We start from the raw sequence: 16,223 nt of genomic DNA, 5'->3' as shown, positions 1-16,223 counted from the left end.
TTAATTATATAATATTCATTTATTTACTATATTTTTTTTCTATTTCTGTAATTTTATCTATCCTTCTTTGGTGCCTGTCTCCTTGAAATTTAGCAGATAGAAAAGTATCAACTATATCAATAGCAAGTCCTACCCCCACAACTCTCTGTCCCATGGTTAGTATATTAGCATTATTATGTTCTCTACACGCATGAGCACTGAAAGTATCACTACAAAGTGCTGCCCTTACACCAGGTACTTTGTTTGCAGCTATACTTATACCAATACCTGTTCCACATATAAGTATCCCAAAGTCATAATTCTTACTTGCAACCTCTTCTCCAACTTTTAATGCATAATCAGGATAATCACAGGATGATTCTGAAAAAGTTCCAAAATCTTTGAATTCTATATTCTTATCCTGTAAGTGCTCCATCACTTCTTTTTTTAAAGGGAATCCAGCATGGTCACTGCCTAAAGCAACTTTCATAAAAAATACCTCCAAAGTTATAATATTTTATTTAAGACATATATTATTAAGTTAAATCAATTTTTCAAAGGCAATTCCGCAAAAAAAGAAGATACTAACATCTAATTAATGTCTCTATCTTCCTTTAATTTGTTAATTAATAATAAAATACCATTTTTTAATTGTTTATAAGTATACCTGTATTCTTCTATATCTTTTCCAAAAGGATCTGTTATATCCTGCTCTAAAGAAACAAATTCATTTAAAGTATATACCTTATTCTTAAATTCAGGAAAATTCTTCTTTATGATATCTCTTATATAACCTGTCATAGTTAAAACAAGCATTGATTTTTTTATCATATCTTCATTTATCTGAACGGCTTTCCTACTGCTTATATCCAAGTTAATGTTTTGTTTGACTACCACTGCAGAATTTTTAGAAGTTACGCTGTCCTCTACTACTGCAACTCCTGCTGAAATAGCTTTTATATGTTCTATATCACACAAATAATTAAATATTGCCTCTGCCATACAACTTCTACAGGTATTACCTGTACAAACAAATAATATATTTTTCATAGATTAAAAAGCCTCCTAAAAATCCTGCGTTTAAACTTTCACATTTTAAAAATTACACCATTATAATATCAAATCCAGCAGATTTATTTAATCTATTCATCACAGCTGTCCCTATTCCATTTTCATCAAAAGCTTCAGCTATTATAATATCTACATTTTTGTCATCAAAACTTCTTAATGTCTCAAATAAATTTTTAGATACACTAATCATATTATTTCTACTTCCCAGTGATATTACTAGCCCATTTTTATAAAAATCTTTTGTTTCATCCGTAGCAAGTATACCTACCACTTTATTTTCACCTATATAATTTTGCACCATTTCGTTAATTTTTTCAATAGTTTTTTTTAAATCTCCCTTAACTATTTTTAGGGGTGCCTTTGGAGCATAGTGCCTATACTTCATTCCTGGAGCTTTAGGTCTTAAATTTTTATCTGGCTTTTTCATCACTGCAGGATCAATATATATATTATCATCTATCTCTTTTAATGCCTCTAGAGTTATTCCTCCGGGTCTAAGCACACAAGCAGGAGTTACAGTACAATCTATTATTGTTGATTCTACTCCAACTTCACACATATCCCCGCCTAATATAAAATCAACTTTTCCATTTAAATCTTCTATACATCTTTCTACATCCGTAGGACTAGGTCTTCCAGATATATTTGCAGAAGGTGCAGCAATTGGAACTTTTGATGTTCTTATTAGCTCTCTAGCTATTATATTAGATGGCATTCTAATCCCTATACTTGGAAGAGATGCGCTGGTGATATCTGGTATGATTTGTGATTTAGGAAGAATTATAGTCATAGGACCTGGCCAAAATTTCTTCATAAGTTTCTTAGCTATTTCAGGGATATCAACTACCAGCTCTTTTATATCTTCTATATCAGATATATGTACAATCAAAGGATTATCCTGCGGTCTTCCCTTAGCTGCAAATATTTTCTTTACTGCAGCAGGATTGAGGGCATTTGCTCCAAGACCATATACAGTTTCGGTAGGGAAAGCCACAAGTCCACCATTTTTTATGACTTTTCCTGCTTCTTCAACAATACCCTTATCTAAGTTTTCTTTATCTACGATTTTCACTTTTGTGTTCATCTAACATTCCACCTTTACATTAAGGCATTTTCAAAAAATATCCGTCGTATCTTTGACTTGTTATTCTCTTTCAAATACCTAAAAACAATAATTCATATTTTAAATTATATGAATTTAAAACACCTGCACTATTACAAGCCCTAAAACAATTCCGCATAAAGTTCCAAGTGTACTCGTAATACCATCCCATAGTTTTGAGGATTCTGGTATCATCTCTCCGCATACCACATACAACATTATTCCAGATGCAGCAGATAAACACGCTCCCAATACATTTTTAGAAATATTAGCTATGTAAACACCTGCAAAAGTTCCTATGGCAGTCGGAAAAGCTGTAATAAAAGCATATAAAAGTATCCTTGAAATTTTTACCTTAGATGCCATAAGTGGTGCTGACACGGCAATTCCCTCCGGTATGTCATGAATTGCAATTATGAGGCTCATCTTTATTCCAAGGGTTCCTCCTGCTGCAAAACCACATCCCATTATTATGCCTTCTGGAAAATTGTGAATCATAAGTCCCAAAGAAGCCATAAATGCAATTTTTAAATGTTTGTTGGTGCTGCCTATGTTTACTTTAGAGTCAATTATGGCAATAAGACCAGCTCCTAAAACTACAAATATTATAGTAAAAACAAAATTCCATTTATTCATAGATTCAGGAATTAAGTCAAATACTACTACAGACAGCATAATTCCACCTGCAAATCCTATTATAGCACCTAGTAGCTTATTAGAAGGTTCTCTCACTATTACGCCAAGGGAAGCCCCTATCATTGTTCCTACAAGTGACACTATGCTTCCTATTATAACTATACAAGTTATATTTGCATTCAAAAAAATCACCTTATATTATTATTTATATATCATGTTTATTTTAAGACTCTTCAATATATGAATACATTTTATTTTTTCTTATTATCAATATAATTTTCTGAGTTTTCTCTATAATATTTTATTTTTTCAATGGTTTCCTCAGTAAAGTGGGCATAAACACAACTCTTATAAATAGTGTCTAAAAGAGGATATTTGTTCAATTCCCCTCTTTTTATTATAGTGTAGTAAAAGGTATTTTCAGGATGCAAAATTTTCATTTTATTATACTGATGTGCTACATAAGAATGCCTTTTCAAAAATTCTTTATGTACCAATATCATTCTATCACTTCTAAACTTGGAAGTTGATAGAATAATTATTCTAAAATTTTGGTTGTCTCTGTACTTTGAAATATAACTTTCTACATGTACCAAAACAATTTTGTCACATATTATACTTAATTTAGCCCTTCTAATACCCATTTTTAATTTTAACTTATATCCATCATAACTAAATTTTAAAAATTCATTATTGATTCTAATAACAATAGCTAGAAAAATAAGCACTTCTAAGACTATTAAGTAAATTATATAAAATATATTAAATTTTCTGGCTAAAATAAGAGCTGTAGGCATTACACAAAAAATAAAGCACATAGACAGCATAAATATCTTGTAAGATTTTTTTTGCTTTCTAATGGCTTTATCTATGTTCATACTTCCCCGTTAGATAGCACTTAACGGTTTTTCAACTCCTCTCCCATTTTCATTACACTTACTATCAATCGTTTCCCATTTCCTTCATTTTTTCTGCCTGATCTGCAGTTATAAGTGCATCTATTACTTCATCTATATTTCCATCTAAAAATGAATCTAATTTATATAAAGTTAATCCTATTCTATGATCTGTAACTCTACCCTGTGGATAGTTATAAGTCCTTATTCTTTCACTTCTATCTCCTGTTCCAACCTGACTTTTTCTATCCTCAGCTATGCTGGCACTTCTTTCTTTCTCTGCCCTTTCATAAAGTCTGGATTTCAAAACTTTCATGCCTTTTTCCTTATTTTTAAGTTGAGATTTTTCGTCCTGACAGGATACTACAAGTCCTGTAGGTAAATGGGTAATTCTAACTGCTGAGTCAGTAGTATTTACACATTGTCCACCATGGCCTGACGCTCTAAATACATCTATTCTTATATCATTTGGATTTATAACTACATCTACATCATCAACTTCGGGAAGTACTGCTACTGTAGCCGTTGAAGTGTGAATTCTTCCACTTGACTCAGTATCTGGTACCCTCTGTACTCTATGAGTGCCACTTTCATACTTTAATCTGCTATAGGCTCCCTTTCCCTTTACCATGAATACAATTTCTTTAAATCCACCTATATCTGTGGCATTTATACTCATAGTCTCTATATTCCATGCCTGGCGTTCTGCATATCTTGTATACATTCTAGTGAGATTTGCAGCAAATAAAGCCGCTTCTTCTCCTCCTGCTCCTGCTCTAATTTCCACAAATACATTTTTATCATCATTTGGGTCTTTAGGAAGAAGGAGTACTCTTAGATCATTTTCACTTTCTTCTATAACTTCTGTAAGCCTTTTTATTTCTTCTTGTTCCATTTCCTTCATTTCCCTATCTGTTTCTTCCTTAAGCATTTCTTTGTTGTCTTCCAGCTCCTGCTGAGCTTTTTTATATTCTCTGTATTTTGTAACTATTTCCTCTAGCTCTGCATTTTCTTTGCATAACTTTTGCCACTCTTTTTGGTCTGCCATAACTTGCGGGTCACTTATCTTAATAGATAACTCTTCATACTTATTTTCTATAAAATTAAGTCTTTCTAACATAATTTTTATCACTCCGTATAAATATTTTCACAATATATTATTATATCATAACATTTTTATTTATAACACTCCTTTAATCACCCTATCTTTCCCTGCTAAATCTTTTATACACATTATATTTTTAAATCCGTTTTGCGCTAATATGTCTGAAACTGACTCTCTTTGGTCATAACCTATTTCAAACATAATAATTCCATTGCTTTCTAAAACCTTCAAACTCTCTTTAGTTATTTTTCTATAAAATTCTAATCCATCTTTGCCTCCAGAAAGTGCTTCTCTAGGCTCATAGTTTTTCACATCTTCCATTAAAGTAGGTATACTGCTTTCTTCTATATATGGCGGATTAGATACAATCATATGAAATTTTACCTCGTTTTGAATATAATATTCCATCAAATTACTCTTGACTACCTGAACTTTTTCCTCTAAGGAAAATCTTCTTATATTTTCTGCCGTAACCTCACAAGCTGTAGAAGATATATCGCAGCATTTTACATTTATACCTTCTATAAGTTTAGCAATAGATATTCCAATAATCCCTGTTCCACAACATACATCACATATATTATGAAAATTATTATGCTTTATTTGAATCAATGCTTGCTCTACTAAAGTCTCAGTATCAGGCCTAGGGATTAGCACCCCAGGTTTCACTATAAAATCAATGCCCATAAATTCACAATATCCTAATATATATTTTACAGGCATTTTATCCTCTCTTAATTTTAAGTACTTATAGTATTCTTCAGTTTCTTTTTCTGGGACTTCATAATCACCGTTTATAAGCATAAATAATCTGTCCTTGTTTAGTACTTTTCCCAAAAGGAGTTGTGCATCCAAAGCATAGCTTTCTATTTCTCTATTTTTTAAAACTTCATACCCTTTTATTAAAAGCTCTCTTATACTACTTCCTCTAGTTTTCATAAGAATTCTCTGCTTTCATTAAGTTTTCTTCACAATCTTCATTGTGTTCGTTTTTTACAATTTCATTTCCATCGCTATCCAATTCCACAACCCTCTTTATCTCTCCGCTTTCACTATATCTACTTTCTTCTCTTTCTTTTTCAATTCCCTCTGCATACTTTAGAGCTATAATTGCCACTTCCAGTTGGCTATAATCCGGTTCTCTTGTAGTAAGTTTTTGCAGCATGAGTCCAGGATAGGCAAGCACCTTTGAAAAATAACTATTGCTTTTACCCATCCACCTTATAATTTCATAGGTGATTCCAGAAACCAAAGGCAATAGAATTACCCTGTATAAAACTCTTTGCAAAATATTACCCCAACCAGTTAAAGAAAAAAGTATTATACTCACTATCATAACTAAAAACAAAAAATTTGTGCCGCACCTTGGATGAAGCCTTTTAAATTTTTTAGCTTTCTCAGGAGTAAGTTCCTCTTCATTTTCATAACAGAAAATAGTCTTGTGTTCTGCCCCATGGTACTGAAATACTCTACTTATATCAGACATATTACCTATTAGGAATATATAACCTAAAAATATAATTACCCTGATTATACCTTCAATCATATTGAGCTGTACACTTCCATGCACTCCAAACTTTTTAAATATATTTGCTGCAAAAGTAGGAAATATAAAAAACAAGAGTACAGCTATTCCAAGTGATATAAAAATAGTAACTCCCATAAGTACATTATCACTTTTTTCCTTAAATATGCTTCTAAAACACTTGTCAAACTTGGTGGGCTCCTCTTCATCATCAAAAAATGAAGCAGAATAATTAAGTGTACTTATCCCCATTACCATAGCTTCTATTAAAGATACAAATCCCCTTATCACTGGCAGTCCTAAAAATCTATTTCTTTTAGTATAAGATATACTGTCCTCTCTATTTACGACAATCTCGCCATCTGGTTTTCTAACAGCAGTAGCCATGCCATGACTTCCCCTCATCATAACACCTTCTATCACAGCCTGGCCTCCAACTGATGTTTTTCTTGACATTGTATCACCTCGTATTAAATGGAATAAATACATTTTAACATAAGCTATACATTAAATCACATTCTATATTGTAACAAATCAGGCTTTATTGACTTACCCATATGCCTATGTTATAATACAGAAGTTAAAATTAGAGTTTTGTTATTTAAATTTGAAAGAGGTGACTAATATGAAAAACGGCATACATCCAGAGTACTATCATGATGCGGTAGTTAAGTGTGCATGTGGAAACACTTTTACAACTGGTTCAACACAAAAAGAGTTAAAAGTGGAAATATGTTCTAAGTGCCATCCATTCTACACTGGTAAACAAAAAGCTATTGATGCTGGTGGAAGAGTTGATAAATTCTTAAAGAAATTTAATTTAAAAATCGAGGAATAGACATATTTTTCTAAATTATTATTATAAAACCTGTCTTTTAATTTAAAAGACAGGTTTTTAATTTTTTACTTTTCTCCTAGTTTGTTCATGTTCATCTTGCTTACAATATTCATAAATTCATAATTGTTCCTAGTTTTTGAAAGTAAATTTATCAATTGTTCTGTAACATTTTGAGTATTATTTTCATCATACATAACTTTTCTTATATTGAAAGCTGCTTCTTTCTCTAACTGACTTTTAAATAGTAAGTCATCTCTTCTTGTTCCAGACTTGTATACATCTATAGCAGGGAATATTCTTCTTTCTTGAAGTTTTCTATCCAAATGTATTTCCATATTTCCAGTACCTTTAAATTCCTCAAATATCATGTCATCCATTCTGCTTCCAGTTTCAATAAGTGCAGTAGCAAGTATAGTAAGACTTCCACCTTCTTCTATATTTCTAGCCGCACCAAAGAACTTTTTAGGCATTACTAATGCTCCAGGATCTAGTCCTCCTGAAAGAGTCCTCCCTGTAGGAGTTATAGTCAAATTATATGCTCTAGAAAGTCTAGTAATACTATCTAATAATATTACCACATCCTGCCCTTGTTCTACCATTCTCTTAGTACGTTCAAGTACCATATATGCAACTTTAGTATGATGTTCTGGTTCCTCATCAAAAGTTGAATAAATAACTTCTCCATTTATGGACCTTTGCATATCCGTAACTTCTTCCGGTCTTTCATCTATAAGCACAACTATTAATTGTATTTCTGGATGGTTTTTTGAGATACTTTGGGCTATTTTTTTTAGAAGAGTAGTTTTACCTGCTTTAGGTGGGGCAACTATAATTCCTCTTTGTCCTTTTCCTATAGGCGAGATTATATCCATAAGTCTTGTAGATAAATCCGCACTATTTGTTTCTAATTTTATCCTTTCGTTCGGATAAACAGGGGTGAGTGTTTCAAAAGGTTTTCTTCCCACTGCTCTTTCTGGATTCTCTCCATTTACTTTTTCAACATACAATAATGCCTTAAATTTTTCGCCTTCTTTAGGAATCCTAACTTTACCGCAAACTTCATCTCCTGTTTTTAAATTGAATCTTCTTATCTGAGATGGAGACACATATATATCATCAGGTCCTGTTAAATAGTTCTTTCCTCTTAAGAATCCATAATTATTATTTTCTATTATTTCAAGTACTCCCCTTGCACTATCTGATTCACTTATCATTTCTTTAAGTTTTTCTCTTTTTTCGTTTCCATTTGTCTTTTGTTCTTCATTTTTGTCTTCCTGTGCTTTGTTCTCACTATGCCTTACAGTATGTTCTGCTTCTTTATGTCTATTTGCAGCTTCATCCTTAGGGCTTATTTTTTCTCTAAGTATAACACCACCCTTTTTGATATGGGCAGGAGATACTTTTTTTATTTCCTCAATCAATTGGCTTTTTTTATATTTTGATATATTTTTTATTTCCAAAGTTTTTGCAATTTGTTTTAATTGCAAAACCGTCATATTATCTATATCTTTATCGTCCAAAAGGTAACACCTCACAATTGTCTAATTTTATATTACAATTAAATTTAGGGAAACATTTAAAATATAATTGAAAATATCATTACTAATTAAGAAAATTCCATATAGAAATGCTTATATACATATAACATTATACCCTTTTTCTATATTTTAATCTATATTATTTTTGATAATTACAAAAATTTATATCATAGCATATATTTTTTTATTAGCTCGAGTATTCCTTAATATTTTTTCTTCTACACTCTTACGATTTCCTATACAAAATATAGGAAACCCTAGCAACTCACATCCTCCAATTATAATATTTTTTTTAACTACTTTATTTATATTATATTTATAATAGTGAACGTTCCCACAAAGTCCACATTTTATTTTTAAGGATAATACCCCATTATTTATAGAATTTACCTTTAAAGAGGTGAAACTTTCATTAATTTTGTTAGTGTCAAATATAGAGAAATCCTTGATACAGTATTTCCCTTCTGGACTTATAACAGCAATACTTATATTCGTTTCAAATACCATAAACCTCACCCCCCATAAAATTGGTATTTCAAAATAAAGCATAGTATTTTTTTTAAATATCTTAATACTATATACATTACTATTTCTATAAATATTACTAAAATCCTTCATAAAAGTTGTTTATATTACTTTTATTTATATTATTTTTTCGACAAAAATTGGTATATGTAGTTTTCACTAACACATACCAATTTCTTAATTTAAAAATATACTAATTTTTATTATTCAAAGAAGCTTTTATGAAATCCTTAAACAATGGATGCGGTCTATTAGGTCTTGATTTAAGTTCTGGGTGAAATTGTACGCCTACAAACCATGGATGGTCTTTTATTTCTACAATTTCTACTAACCTTGAATCAGGGCTCGTTCCTGAAAGGACAAGACCTGCCTGTGATAAATTTTTTCTATAATAATTATTAAATTCATATCTATGTCTATGTCTCTCATATATAACTTCTTCTTCATAAGCTTTAAAACAATTACTATCCTTTAAAAGCTTACATGGATATATTCCAAGCCTCATAGTACCACCTTTTTCATCTATATCCTTTTGATCTGGCATTAAATCTATAACAGGATATTTAGTGTCTGGATCTATTTCTGAGCTATGAGCTCCGTCATATCCAAGTACATTTCTGGCAAACTCTATTACAGCACACTGCATACCAAGACATATTCCGAAAAAAGGAATTTTATTCTTTCTAGCCCAACCTGCAGCTAATATTTTACCTTCTATTCCTCTGTCACCAAATCCTCCTGGAATGAGCACTCCATCCATGTCCTTTAAGTGTTCTCCTACATTTTTACTAGTGACATCTTCAGAATTTATCCACTTTATATTTACATTAGCGTCGTTAGCATATCCTCCATGATTTAGTGCCTCAACTACAGATATATATGCATCATGAAGTTCTACATATTTTCCAACTAAAGCTATATTTACATTCTTAGATAATTTCTTAATATTATTTACCATTTTAATCCATTCAGAATTATCTATTTCACTGCATTCTAATTTCAACTTCTTACATACCAATTCATCTAATCCTTCTTTGTGAAGCATCAATGGAACTTCATATAAATTTTCAGCATCTAAGTTTTGAATAACAGAGTCTCTCTCTACATTGCAAAATAAAGCTATCTTTTCCTTTAAATCATTAGATATAGATGCCTCTGAACGACATACTATTATATCTGGTTGTATTCCTATACCCCTAAGTTCCTTAACTGAATGTTGAGTAGGTTTTGTTTTCAATTCTCCTGACTTTTGCAAATAAGGTACTAGAGTAACGTGTATAAAACATACATTTTCTATTCCAACATCATATTTTATCTGTCTTATGGCTTCTAGAAAAGGCTGGGATTCTATATCTCCTACAGTACCACCTATTTCAGTTATAACTACATCAATATCTTGTTCTTTGGCAACCCTATATACTCTTGATTTTATTTCATTTGTTATATGTGGAATTACTTGAACTGTACTTCCTAGATATTCCCCTTTTCTCTCTTTTGATATTACTGACCAATATATTTTTCCTGTAGTAACATTATTATTTTTGCTTAAATTTTCATCTATAAATCTTTCATAATGTCCTAAATCCAAATCCGTCTCTGCTCCATCATCTGTAACAAAAACCTCACCATGCTGATATGGACTCATGGTTCCTGGATCTACATTTATATATGGGTCAAATTTTTGAATTGAAACCTTTAATCCTCTATTCTTTAGAAGCCTTCCTAATGAAGCTGCGGTTATTCCTTTTCCTAGTGAAGATACTACTCCTCCGGTTACAAATATATATTTTGTATTCATAAAATTTCTGCTTTTAAAAGCAGTGTCACCCCCTGTTTTTTATCCTATAAAGTTTTAGTATTACAATTTTTAATTTAACTATTTAAAAATATAAATAACATTATAAAAAGGTTAATATAAACTATTCTAATTAATTATTGACAAACTAATTAATTAGTTTTATAATAACAATTACCTTCATAAATAGTAAAATGGTGTATTTTTGTTCAAAACATATTTACTATGATATCACACTTTCTATTTATATTCCATATTTTTTTATTCTTTTCTACAAATATTTATTTTACTTTATTTATTATATCTTCTGCCTCAAAATACATTTCTCTTATTTTTTTATCAAGCAATAATTTTTCTTCTGCTCTTTTTATATTCCTTTTTACATTTTTACTGTTAACAGAGGGAAAATCTTTTTTCAATAATTCCATATCACAGCATTCATATTTTTTAATAAGCAAAAAAAATAAGTATCTGCAAGATTCATTTTTTAATATTTTAAACATGTCTTTCCTACTAAATCCCTTGTATTCACATAATATTTTAATTATTTTAGTGTATACTTCTTCTTTATTCCTAAAATATTTCATTGGAATCAACCTTCTCTTTTCATTACTATATATTTAATTAATTGCCATATGTGAATACTTTAATCAAAACTACTCAAAAAATTTATTCATTAACTTTTATATTTACTTTTAGCTTGGTATTTTTTAATGCTTGTCCTGCAGTACTAATCTTATAATTTATCATTATATCCCCACCTTGTTCGTCTACGTTTATATTCAAACTATTTGTTTCTATTCTCAGCTCTATAGTTCCATAAGGTGTTTTATACATGGACACATTTTTTTTATCCTCATCAAAATCCATTTTAGTACTAGTACTCCCCATTCTTATAAGAGAAAACTTATCCTGTTTTATCTTCAAAGTAGTAGTAGTTCCTTCCATTCCAGATAATTCAGTTTCTTTATAAACTGCATAATAGGAATCATTTTTTTTATAAAAACTTCCTGGAGTAACAACTTCTATAGGTTCTTCCTCATCAGTTTGTTTACTGGATACAGATATAATAGCCTTTTTTTTCATAATTTTGTTATTAAAACTTTATCAAACCCTATGGATTTTAGTAAAGTTATAACGTGTTTCGCCTCCCTTTTAGTCTAAAATAACTAATATATACATTATATCAGACTAATTTTAATATTAAAATCTATTCCAATCCTGAAATACTTTTTCATACTTTGGAAACCTCACCAAATAAGTAAGGTTTCCATCACTCCAAACTAGGCATTTAAAATAAAATAACAATACTTTACATAGCAAGTTTACCATTAGGAGTGTTAATTATTTGAATTATTCTCTCCTCATATCCCGTACTTGTATTTACATAAACTTTAAAGTAATCACCTTTATAATTCCCAGAAAATTCATAACATAACACTTCCTTATTAGTTTCCGTAGGAATTATAGTAAGCCTCTTACTTGTTACATTTAGTCTCTTGCTAACTCTCTTCTCAGCTTCCCCATAGGTTAACTTAGGAGTTTCTATTTTTCTATTTTCTTCATGGGATATTAAATACTTTTCTGCTTCCACACCTATAATTTCTCCATTATCTAAAGCTATCTTTAGTTTAATCTGATCAGGATAAACAAGTATACCATTTTGACTATACACATAGTTTATAACTGCCACATTATTATATCTTAAGGAATACGTAATGATCATATTTTTATAACCTAAATTGCTTAAATACTTCAACCCAATTTCAGAAGCCTTTTTAACGTCCATAGAGCTGTTATTTATGCTCTTATCATTTATTAAGTAGTATACCTTTCCTCCATTTTTACTTATTTCACATACCACTCTACTGTCTTTTTTAGTTCTTTCCTTTAATGCTGCAGTAAATCTATATACACCTATGTTGGATTTTTCATTAACAGAAGATACATCCATATTTTCTATCTTATCTTTTCCAATAACCTGCCTAGCAATTTTTTCTGCCTCACCTTGAGAAACTTCTTTTTGTAATTTTATTTTAGGGTTTATCTGAAGTGTATTGTCTGAAAACGGTCCATCATAAATTAATGTAGGATATTGAAGAACCTGTTTTTGTATTCCCTTAAATTGTTCAGATATTGATACATCGTTACTTTTAGCAAAAACGCCTGTAATCTTTTTTCTTATTTCTCCCCATTTTACTTTTCCCTGATTTATATTGTTAGATACTAATTCTAGCTGATTTTCCAGTACATTGGATTGCTTTTTTAATTTTTCTATATCATTATAATCTTTTTCACTTAACTGTTTTCCTTCTGTAGATGACCTGCCTAAACTATAGCAGAAATCTCCTACCTGAGTTAAAAACTTACTGGTATCCGATATAGTAGATTGGGATACTGGAAGTGAATGCAATTTATCACTAGCTATAGCAGAATACCTAAATATTTCGTCAAAAACTACTATCTGTTGTTCCCTTGATCCAATTATAGCCGCTTTGGTTAAATTAGTTCTTATATTTTGAACTGCATCTATTAATTCATACATACTTTTACCATACTCACCCTGCAAATAATTTCTATAATCATTTCTTTCAAGCGTCATTAATACGGCAAATGTACTAGAAAACACTACAATTAAAGTTACTATGGCAGTATATATTATCCTTTTTTTAGAAAACTTCATAAATTTCCACCTCTTTTTTATGACTAATCTCACCATTTATCCGATCGCTACCATTGCTAACGTCCCCCATCGCACACAGCGAAAGCGACTATCACCAAATCAAAGATTTGGGATATCTGCTTTTCTATCAAAGTGGGGGATAAGCACTGCTACGCGCCTGGATAAGTTCTTCTAAGGTTCAGCTGGGAAAAGTCATACTTATAAGCAAACTCCATCTGAACCTAAGAATCACTTGATCCGATGACAATTCCTGCATTATTGCATTTTGCCTCTTTTTATATTGTTTGCATTTACCTAATTGTTATGTATTATTTGTTTAATATAAAATTTAAAAGCCAATACTATATTTATTGCTTATTATTAATTTTTTCTTAAATGTTAGTTAAATGAGTTTATTATTTTCCGTACATTTTATATAATTAAATTACATACTTAACCAGAAGGTGATTAAATGAAAGTTTTAATTCTTTCAATTTCTGCAGGAGGCGGACATGGTAACGCTGCAGAAGCTATAAAAAGTTACATAGCCTTAAAAGCTCCAAAATCAGAAGTAAAGATTATTGATACCATTAAATATATAAATCCTATAATAGACAAAGTAGTAATTGGAAGTTATTTAAAATCCCTAAAAGTATCCCCTTATTTATATGGGAAATTATACACTTACTCAGAAGATGATTACACAATTACAAACACTATAAGTTCTAAGCTTATTGAAGCTATGACTTGTAAATTGATTCCACTTATTCGTGAATTTAAACCTGATATATTAATAGCTACCCATTCATTCTCTACAGAAATGCTATCGGTGTTAAAGTCAAAATACAATATGAACATACCCTGTATGTCCATAATCACTGATTATTACTCTCATAGTTCTTGGCTTCATCCTTATATTGACGCTTATGTGGTTTCTAACGAAGATATGATAAGCAAAATGATTTTTAAAGGGATATCCAAAGACACTATTTATAACTTAGGAATACCTGTTAAACCAGATTTTAATATGAATTATGATAGAGGAGACACATTAGAATCATTAGATTTATGTGAATCCAAATTTACCATACTAGTTATGGGTGGAAGTCTGGGACTTGGAAAAATAGTAGATATATATAAACAGCTAACCAATATAAATGAAGATATCCAGATAATCATAATAACAGGTAAAAATAAAAAACTTTATGCAGAGCTTTCAAAGATTAAAGATTCTTCTTCAAAGGAAACCCGCATCATAGGTTTTACTGACCATGTAAATAAATATATGCAAGCTTGTGACCTTCTTTTAACAAAACCAGGAGGACTTACTATTACTGAGGCCTTAATATGCAAAATACCCCTTGGTTTATTTTCTCCAATACCAGGTCAAGAAGAAAAAAATGCTCAGTTTCTACTAAGACATAATTTGGCTGTAAATTTAACTGACATAGAAAAGTGTGGTGAAAACATAGAAAAACTTCTTCACTCTAAAGATGAACTAAAAAACATGGTAGAAAATTGCAGTAAATTTTCTAAACCTTATGCTGGGAATGATATATTTAATTTAATAAATTGGCTTGTACAAAATAAATCAAATAAAAATTCCTTTACAGAAGAAGATAAAATTTATGAAAAGAACAATCCTAAAACTTTTTTTAAATCTGCAGAAAAATACTTTTTGAAAACAGCTTTAAAATTATTTGAATTATAAATTAACTTGTGTTAAATATAGATTTCTATTCATATATTACAAGTTAGGGCTAATTGACGGTATGAAATTCTCAAATTTTGAGAACTTACCATATCCAGCCCACTTGTACTAGATTTATATTCCCAACTTATTTAACACTTCTATTATTTTAAATCTAACTTTTATATTATTTTTGTCACTTATGTCAAATTTATTGTTGTTTACCATCTTATATTCCTCCGGTGTCAAAACCTTTTTCATTTCTTGCTCTGTCTTTTTGTAGGATACTTGTCCTTTTGTAATATCTACAAAACATAATGGTGGAAACATAACACACCACCAGTTTTGACCTCGTCCTTTGCCTATAATCACTCTATAAGCCTCATACCTTCCCTGAGGAAGAGTTATATTTCCATAAGTCTTTATAGGAAAATTTACTTTGGATAAGGTACTTTTAACTTCATAGTTATAACCCTGTTTACTTATTACTCTACGGGCTACTTTTAATACATCCTTATCATTTTCCATTAAAACTTTTCTTGATTCCTCTATATTTTTACAGTCCTTTAGTTTAGGTTGTATATATTTCAATATTTCGTCTCTTACTTTTAGTTTAAGTGCCTGATCACTTTTTGAATCACTATTTGCTATAACATGAAATCTTATAATCCTAGATGCCATATCATCTTGTATATTGTCACTTTTTACTTCACATAAATAGGAACATACAGTAAATATACTTAAAACACATATACTAAATACTAATAAAAATTTCTTCATAATCTCATCCCCACTTTTTAATAACTATTGAATATTTCATTAGTAATTATTTACATATATTTTAATTATATTCACTGTATT

General features: G+C 30.2%; 17 protein-coding genes. 2 read left to right on the top strand and 15 right to left on the bottom strand.

Going from position 1 to position 16,223, the window contains the following annotated elements; genetic code table 11:
* Window positions 1–19 precede the first annotated feature (19 nt).
* From rpiB to CLRAG_RS13775, 8 genes are all read right to left on the bottom strand, one after another.
* Complete coding sequence (gene rpiB, locus CLRAG_RS13810) at window positions 20–469, bottom strand: ribose 5-phosphate isomerase B (RefSeq protein ID WP_065078965.1); 450 nt, start codon at window positions 467–469, stop codon at window positions 20–22.
* 101 nt (window positions 470–570) lie between these two features.
* Window positions 571–1,029, bottom strand: a complete 459-nt coding sequence (locus CLRAG_RS13805; protein ID WP_065078964.1) for a low molecular weight protein arginine phosphatase — start codon at window positions 1,027–1,029, stop codon at window positions 571–573.
* Between the two features lie 52 nt (window positions 1,030–1,081).
* Complete coding sequence (locus tag CLRAG_RS13800; protein ID WP_065078963.1) at window positions 1,082–2,134, bottom strand: L-threonylcarbamoyladenylate synthase; 1,053 nt, start codon at window positions 2,132–2,134, stop codon at window positions 1,082–1,084.
* 114 nt (window positions 2,135–2,248) lie between these two features.
* Window positions 2,249–2,971 carry a ZIP family metal transporter gene (locus tag CLRAG_RS13795; protein ID WP_065078962.1) on the bottom strand — a complete coding sequence of 241 codons (723 nt, stop codon included), beginning with the start codon at window positions 2,969–2,971 and terminating at the stop codon, window positions 2,249–2,251.
* A gap of 68 nt (window positions 2,972–3,039) precedes the next feature.
* A complete protein-coding gene (locus CLRAG_RS13790) occupies window positions 3,040–3,666 on the bottom strand; it encodes a hypothetical protein (protein WP_065078961.1) in 627 nt (208 codons plus the stop codon).
* A 64-nt stretch (window positions 3,667–3,730) separates the two neighbouring features.
* A complete protein-coding gene (gene prfA / locus CLRAG_RS13785; protein ID WP_065078960.1) occupies window positions 3,731–4,804 on the bottom strand; it encodes a peptide chain release factor 1 in 1,074 nt (357 codons plus the stop codon).
* Window positions 4,805–4,864: 60 nt separating this feature from the next.
* Window positions 4,865–5,728 (bottom strand): peptide chain release factor N(5)-glutamine methyltransferase, encoded by an 864-nt coding sequence (gene prmC, locus CLRAG_RS13780; protein ID WP_065078959.1) that lies wholly within the window; start codon window positions 5,726–5,728, stop codon window positions 4,865–4,867.
* Window positions 5,718–6,770, bottom strand: coding sequence for a DUF1385 domain-containing protein (locus CLRAG_RS13775; RefSeq protein ID WP_065078958.1), 1,053 nt, complete (start codon window positions 6,768–6,770; stop codon window positions 5,718–5,720). The genes prmC and CLRAG_RS13775 overlap by 11 nt, the downstream gene beginning before the upstream one ends.
* Before the next feature lie 169 nt (window positions 6,771–6,939).
* Between CLRAG_RS13775 and rpmE the strand changes: the two genes are divergently transcribed.
* A complete protein-coding gene (rpmE, locus tag CLRAG_RS13770; RefSeq protein ID WP_013236913.1) occupies window positions 6,940–7,152 on the top strand; it encodes a 50S ribosomal protein L31 in 213 nt (70 codons plus the stop codon).
* 65 nt (window positions 7,153–7,217) lie between these two features.
* Here the strand turns inward: rpmE and rho are convergent, their stop codons facing one another.
* From rho to ypeB, 6 genes are all read right to left on the bottom strand, one after another.
* On the bottom strand, window positions 7,218–8,648 hold the full coding sequence (rho, locus tag CLRAG_RS13765) for a transcription termination factor Rho (RefSeq protein WP_420808099.1): 1,431 nt from the start codon (window positions 8,646–8,648) through the stop codon (window positions 7,218–7,220).
* Between the two features lie 204 nt (window positions 8,649–8,852).
* The gene (locus CLRAG_RS13760; RefSeq protein ID WP_065078956.1) at window positions 8,853–9,197 is read right to left on the bottom strand and encodes a hypothetical protein; all 345 of its coding nucleotides are present in this window, start codon (window positions 9,195–9,197) and stop codon (window positions 8,853–8,855) included.
* 211 nt (window positions 9,198–9,408) lie between these two features.
* Window positions 9,409–11,013 (bottom strand): CTP synthase, encoded by a 1,605-nt coding sequence (locus tag CLRAG_RS13755; RefSeq protein ID WP_065078955.1) that lies wholly within the window; start codon window positions 11,011–11,013, stop codon window positions 9,409–9,411.
* Between the two features lie 278 nt (window positions 11,014–11,291).
* Window positions 11,292–11,597 (bottom strand): hypothetical protein, encoded by a 306-nt coding sequence (locus CLRAG_RS13750; protein ID WP_063601737.1) that lies wholly within the window; start codon window positions 11,595–11,597, stop codon window positions 11,292–11,294.
* Window positions 11,598–11,679: 82 nt separating this feature from the next.
* A complete protein-coding gene (locus CLRAG_RS13745) occupies window positions 11,680–12,096 on the bottom strand; it encodes a YwiB family protein (RefSeq protein ID WP_065078954.1) in 417 nt (138 codons plus the stop codon).
* A gap of 226 nt (window positions 12,097–12,322) precedes the next feature.
* Entirely contained in the window at window positions 12,323–13,693 is a 1,371-nt protein-coding gene (ypeB, locus tag CLRAG_RS13740; RefSeq protein WP_065078953.1) for a germination protein YpeB, read from the bottom strand.
* Between the two features lie 451 nt (window positions 13,694–14,144).
* Here ypeB and CLRAG_RS13735 point away from each other — a divergent pair, with 451 nt between their 5' ends.
* Window positions 14,145–15,383, top strand: coding sequence for an MGDG synthase family glycosyltransferase (locus CLRAG_RS13735; protein ID WP_065078952.1), 1,239 nt, complete (start codon window positions 14,145–14,147; stop codon window positions 15,381–15,383).
* Between the two features lie 114 nt (window positions 15,384–15,497).
* On the opposite strand, the gene spoIIR is transcribed toward CLRAG_RS13735, so the two are convergent.
* Window positions 15,498–16,142: a stage II sporulation protein R gene (gene spoIIR / locus CLRAG_RS13730; RefSeq protein WP_065078951.1), complete on the bottom strand. Its 645-nt coding sequence runs from the start codon at window positions 16,140–16,142 to the stop codon at window positions 15,498–15,500.
* Window positions 16,143–16,223 lie beyond the last annotated feature (81 nt).

This window comes from Clostridium ragsdalei P11 (assembly GCF_001675165.1).
In the GTDB taxonomy this organism is placed as follows: domain Bacteria; phylum Bacillota; class Clostridia; order Clostridiales; family Clostridiaceae; genus Clostridium_B; species Clostridium_B ragsdalei.
Note: the sequence above shows the minus strand (reverse complement) of the source record. Positions and strands in the feature narration are given on the sequence as shown.

Bases quoted from the DNA above. Each gene is read 5' to 3' on its own strand.
- rpiB (WP_065078965.1), bottom strand. From the start codon at position 469: ATGAAAGTTGCTTTAGGCAGTGACCATGCTGGATTCCCTTTAAAAAAA.
- CLRAG_RS13805 (WP_065078964.1), bottom strand. From the start codon at position 1,029: ATGAAAAATATATTATTTGTTTGTACAGGTAATACCTGTAGAAGTTGT.
- CLRAG_RS13800 (WP_065078963.1), bottom strand. From the start codon at position 2,134: ATGAACACAAAAGTGAAAATCGTAGATAAAGAAAACTTAGATAAGGGT.
- CLRAG_RS13790 (WP_065078961.1), bottom strand. From the start codon at position 3,666: ATGAACATAGATAAAGCCATTAGAAAGCAAAAAAAATCTTACAAGATA.
- prfA (WP_065078960.1), bottom strand. From the start codon at position 4,804: ATGTTAGAAAGACTTAATTTTATAGAAAATAAGTATGAAGAGTTATCT.
- prmC (WP_065078959.1), bottom strand. From the start codon at position 5,728: ATGAAAACTAGAGGAAGTAGTATAAGAGAGCTTTTAATAAAAGGGTAT.
- CLRAG_RS13775 (WP_065078958.1), bottom strand. From the start codon at position 6,770: ATGTCAAGAAAAACATCAGTTGGAGGCCAGGCTGTGATAGAAGGTGTT.
- rpmE (WP_013236913.1), top strand. From the start codon at position 6,940: ATGAAAAACGGCATACATCCAGAGTACTATCATGATGCGGTAGTTAAG.
- rho (WP_420808099.1), bottom strand. From the start codon at position 8,648: ATGACGGTTTTGCAATTAAAACAAATTGCAAAAACTTTGGAAATAAAA.
- CLRAG_RS13760 (WP_065078956.1), bottom strand. From the start codon at position 9,197: ATGGTATTTGAAACGAATATAAGTATTGCTGTTATAAGTCCAGAAGGG.
- CLRAG_RS13755 (WP_065078955.1), bottom strand. From the start codon at position 11,013: ATGAATACAAAATATATATTTGTAACCGGAGGAGTAGTATCTTCACTA.
- CLRAG_RS13750 (WP_063601737.1), bottom strand. From the start codon at position 11,597: ATGAAATATTTTAGGAATAAAGAAGAAGTATACACTAAAATAATTAAA.
- CLRAG_RS13745 (WP_065078954.1), bottom strand. From the start codon at position 12,096: ATGAAAAAAAAGGCTATTATATCTGTATCCAGTAAACAAACTGATGAG.
- ypeB (WP_065078953.1), bottom strand. From the start codon at position 13,693: ATGAAGTTTTCTAAAAAAAGGATAATATATACTGCCATAGTAACTTTA.
- CLRAG_RS13735 (WP_065078952.1), top strand. From the start codon at position 14,145: ATGAAAGTTTTAATTCTTTCAATTTCTGCAGGAGGCGGACATGGTAAC.
- spoIIR (WP_065078951.1), bottom strand. From the start codon at position 16,142: ATGAAGAAATTTTTATTAGTATTTAGTATATGTGTTTTAAGTATATTT.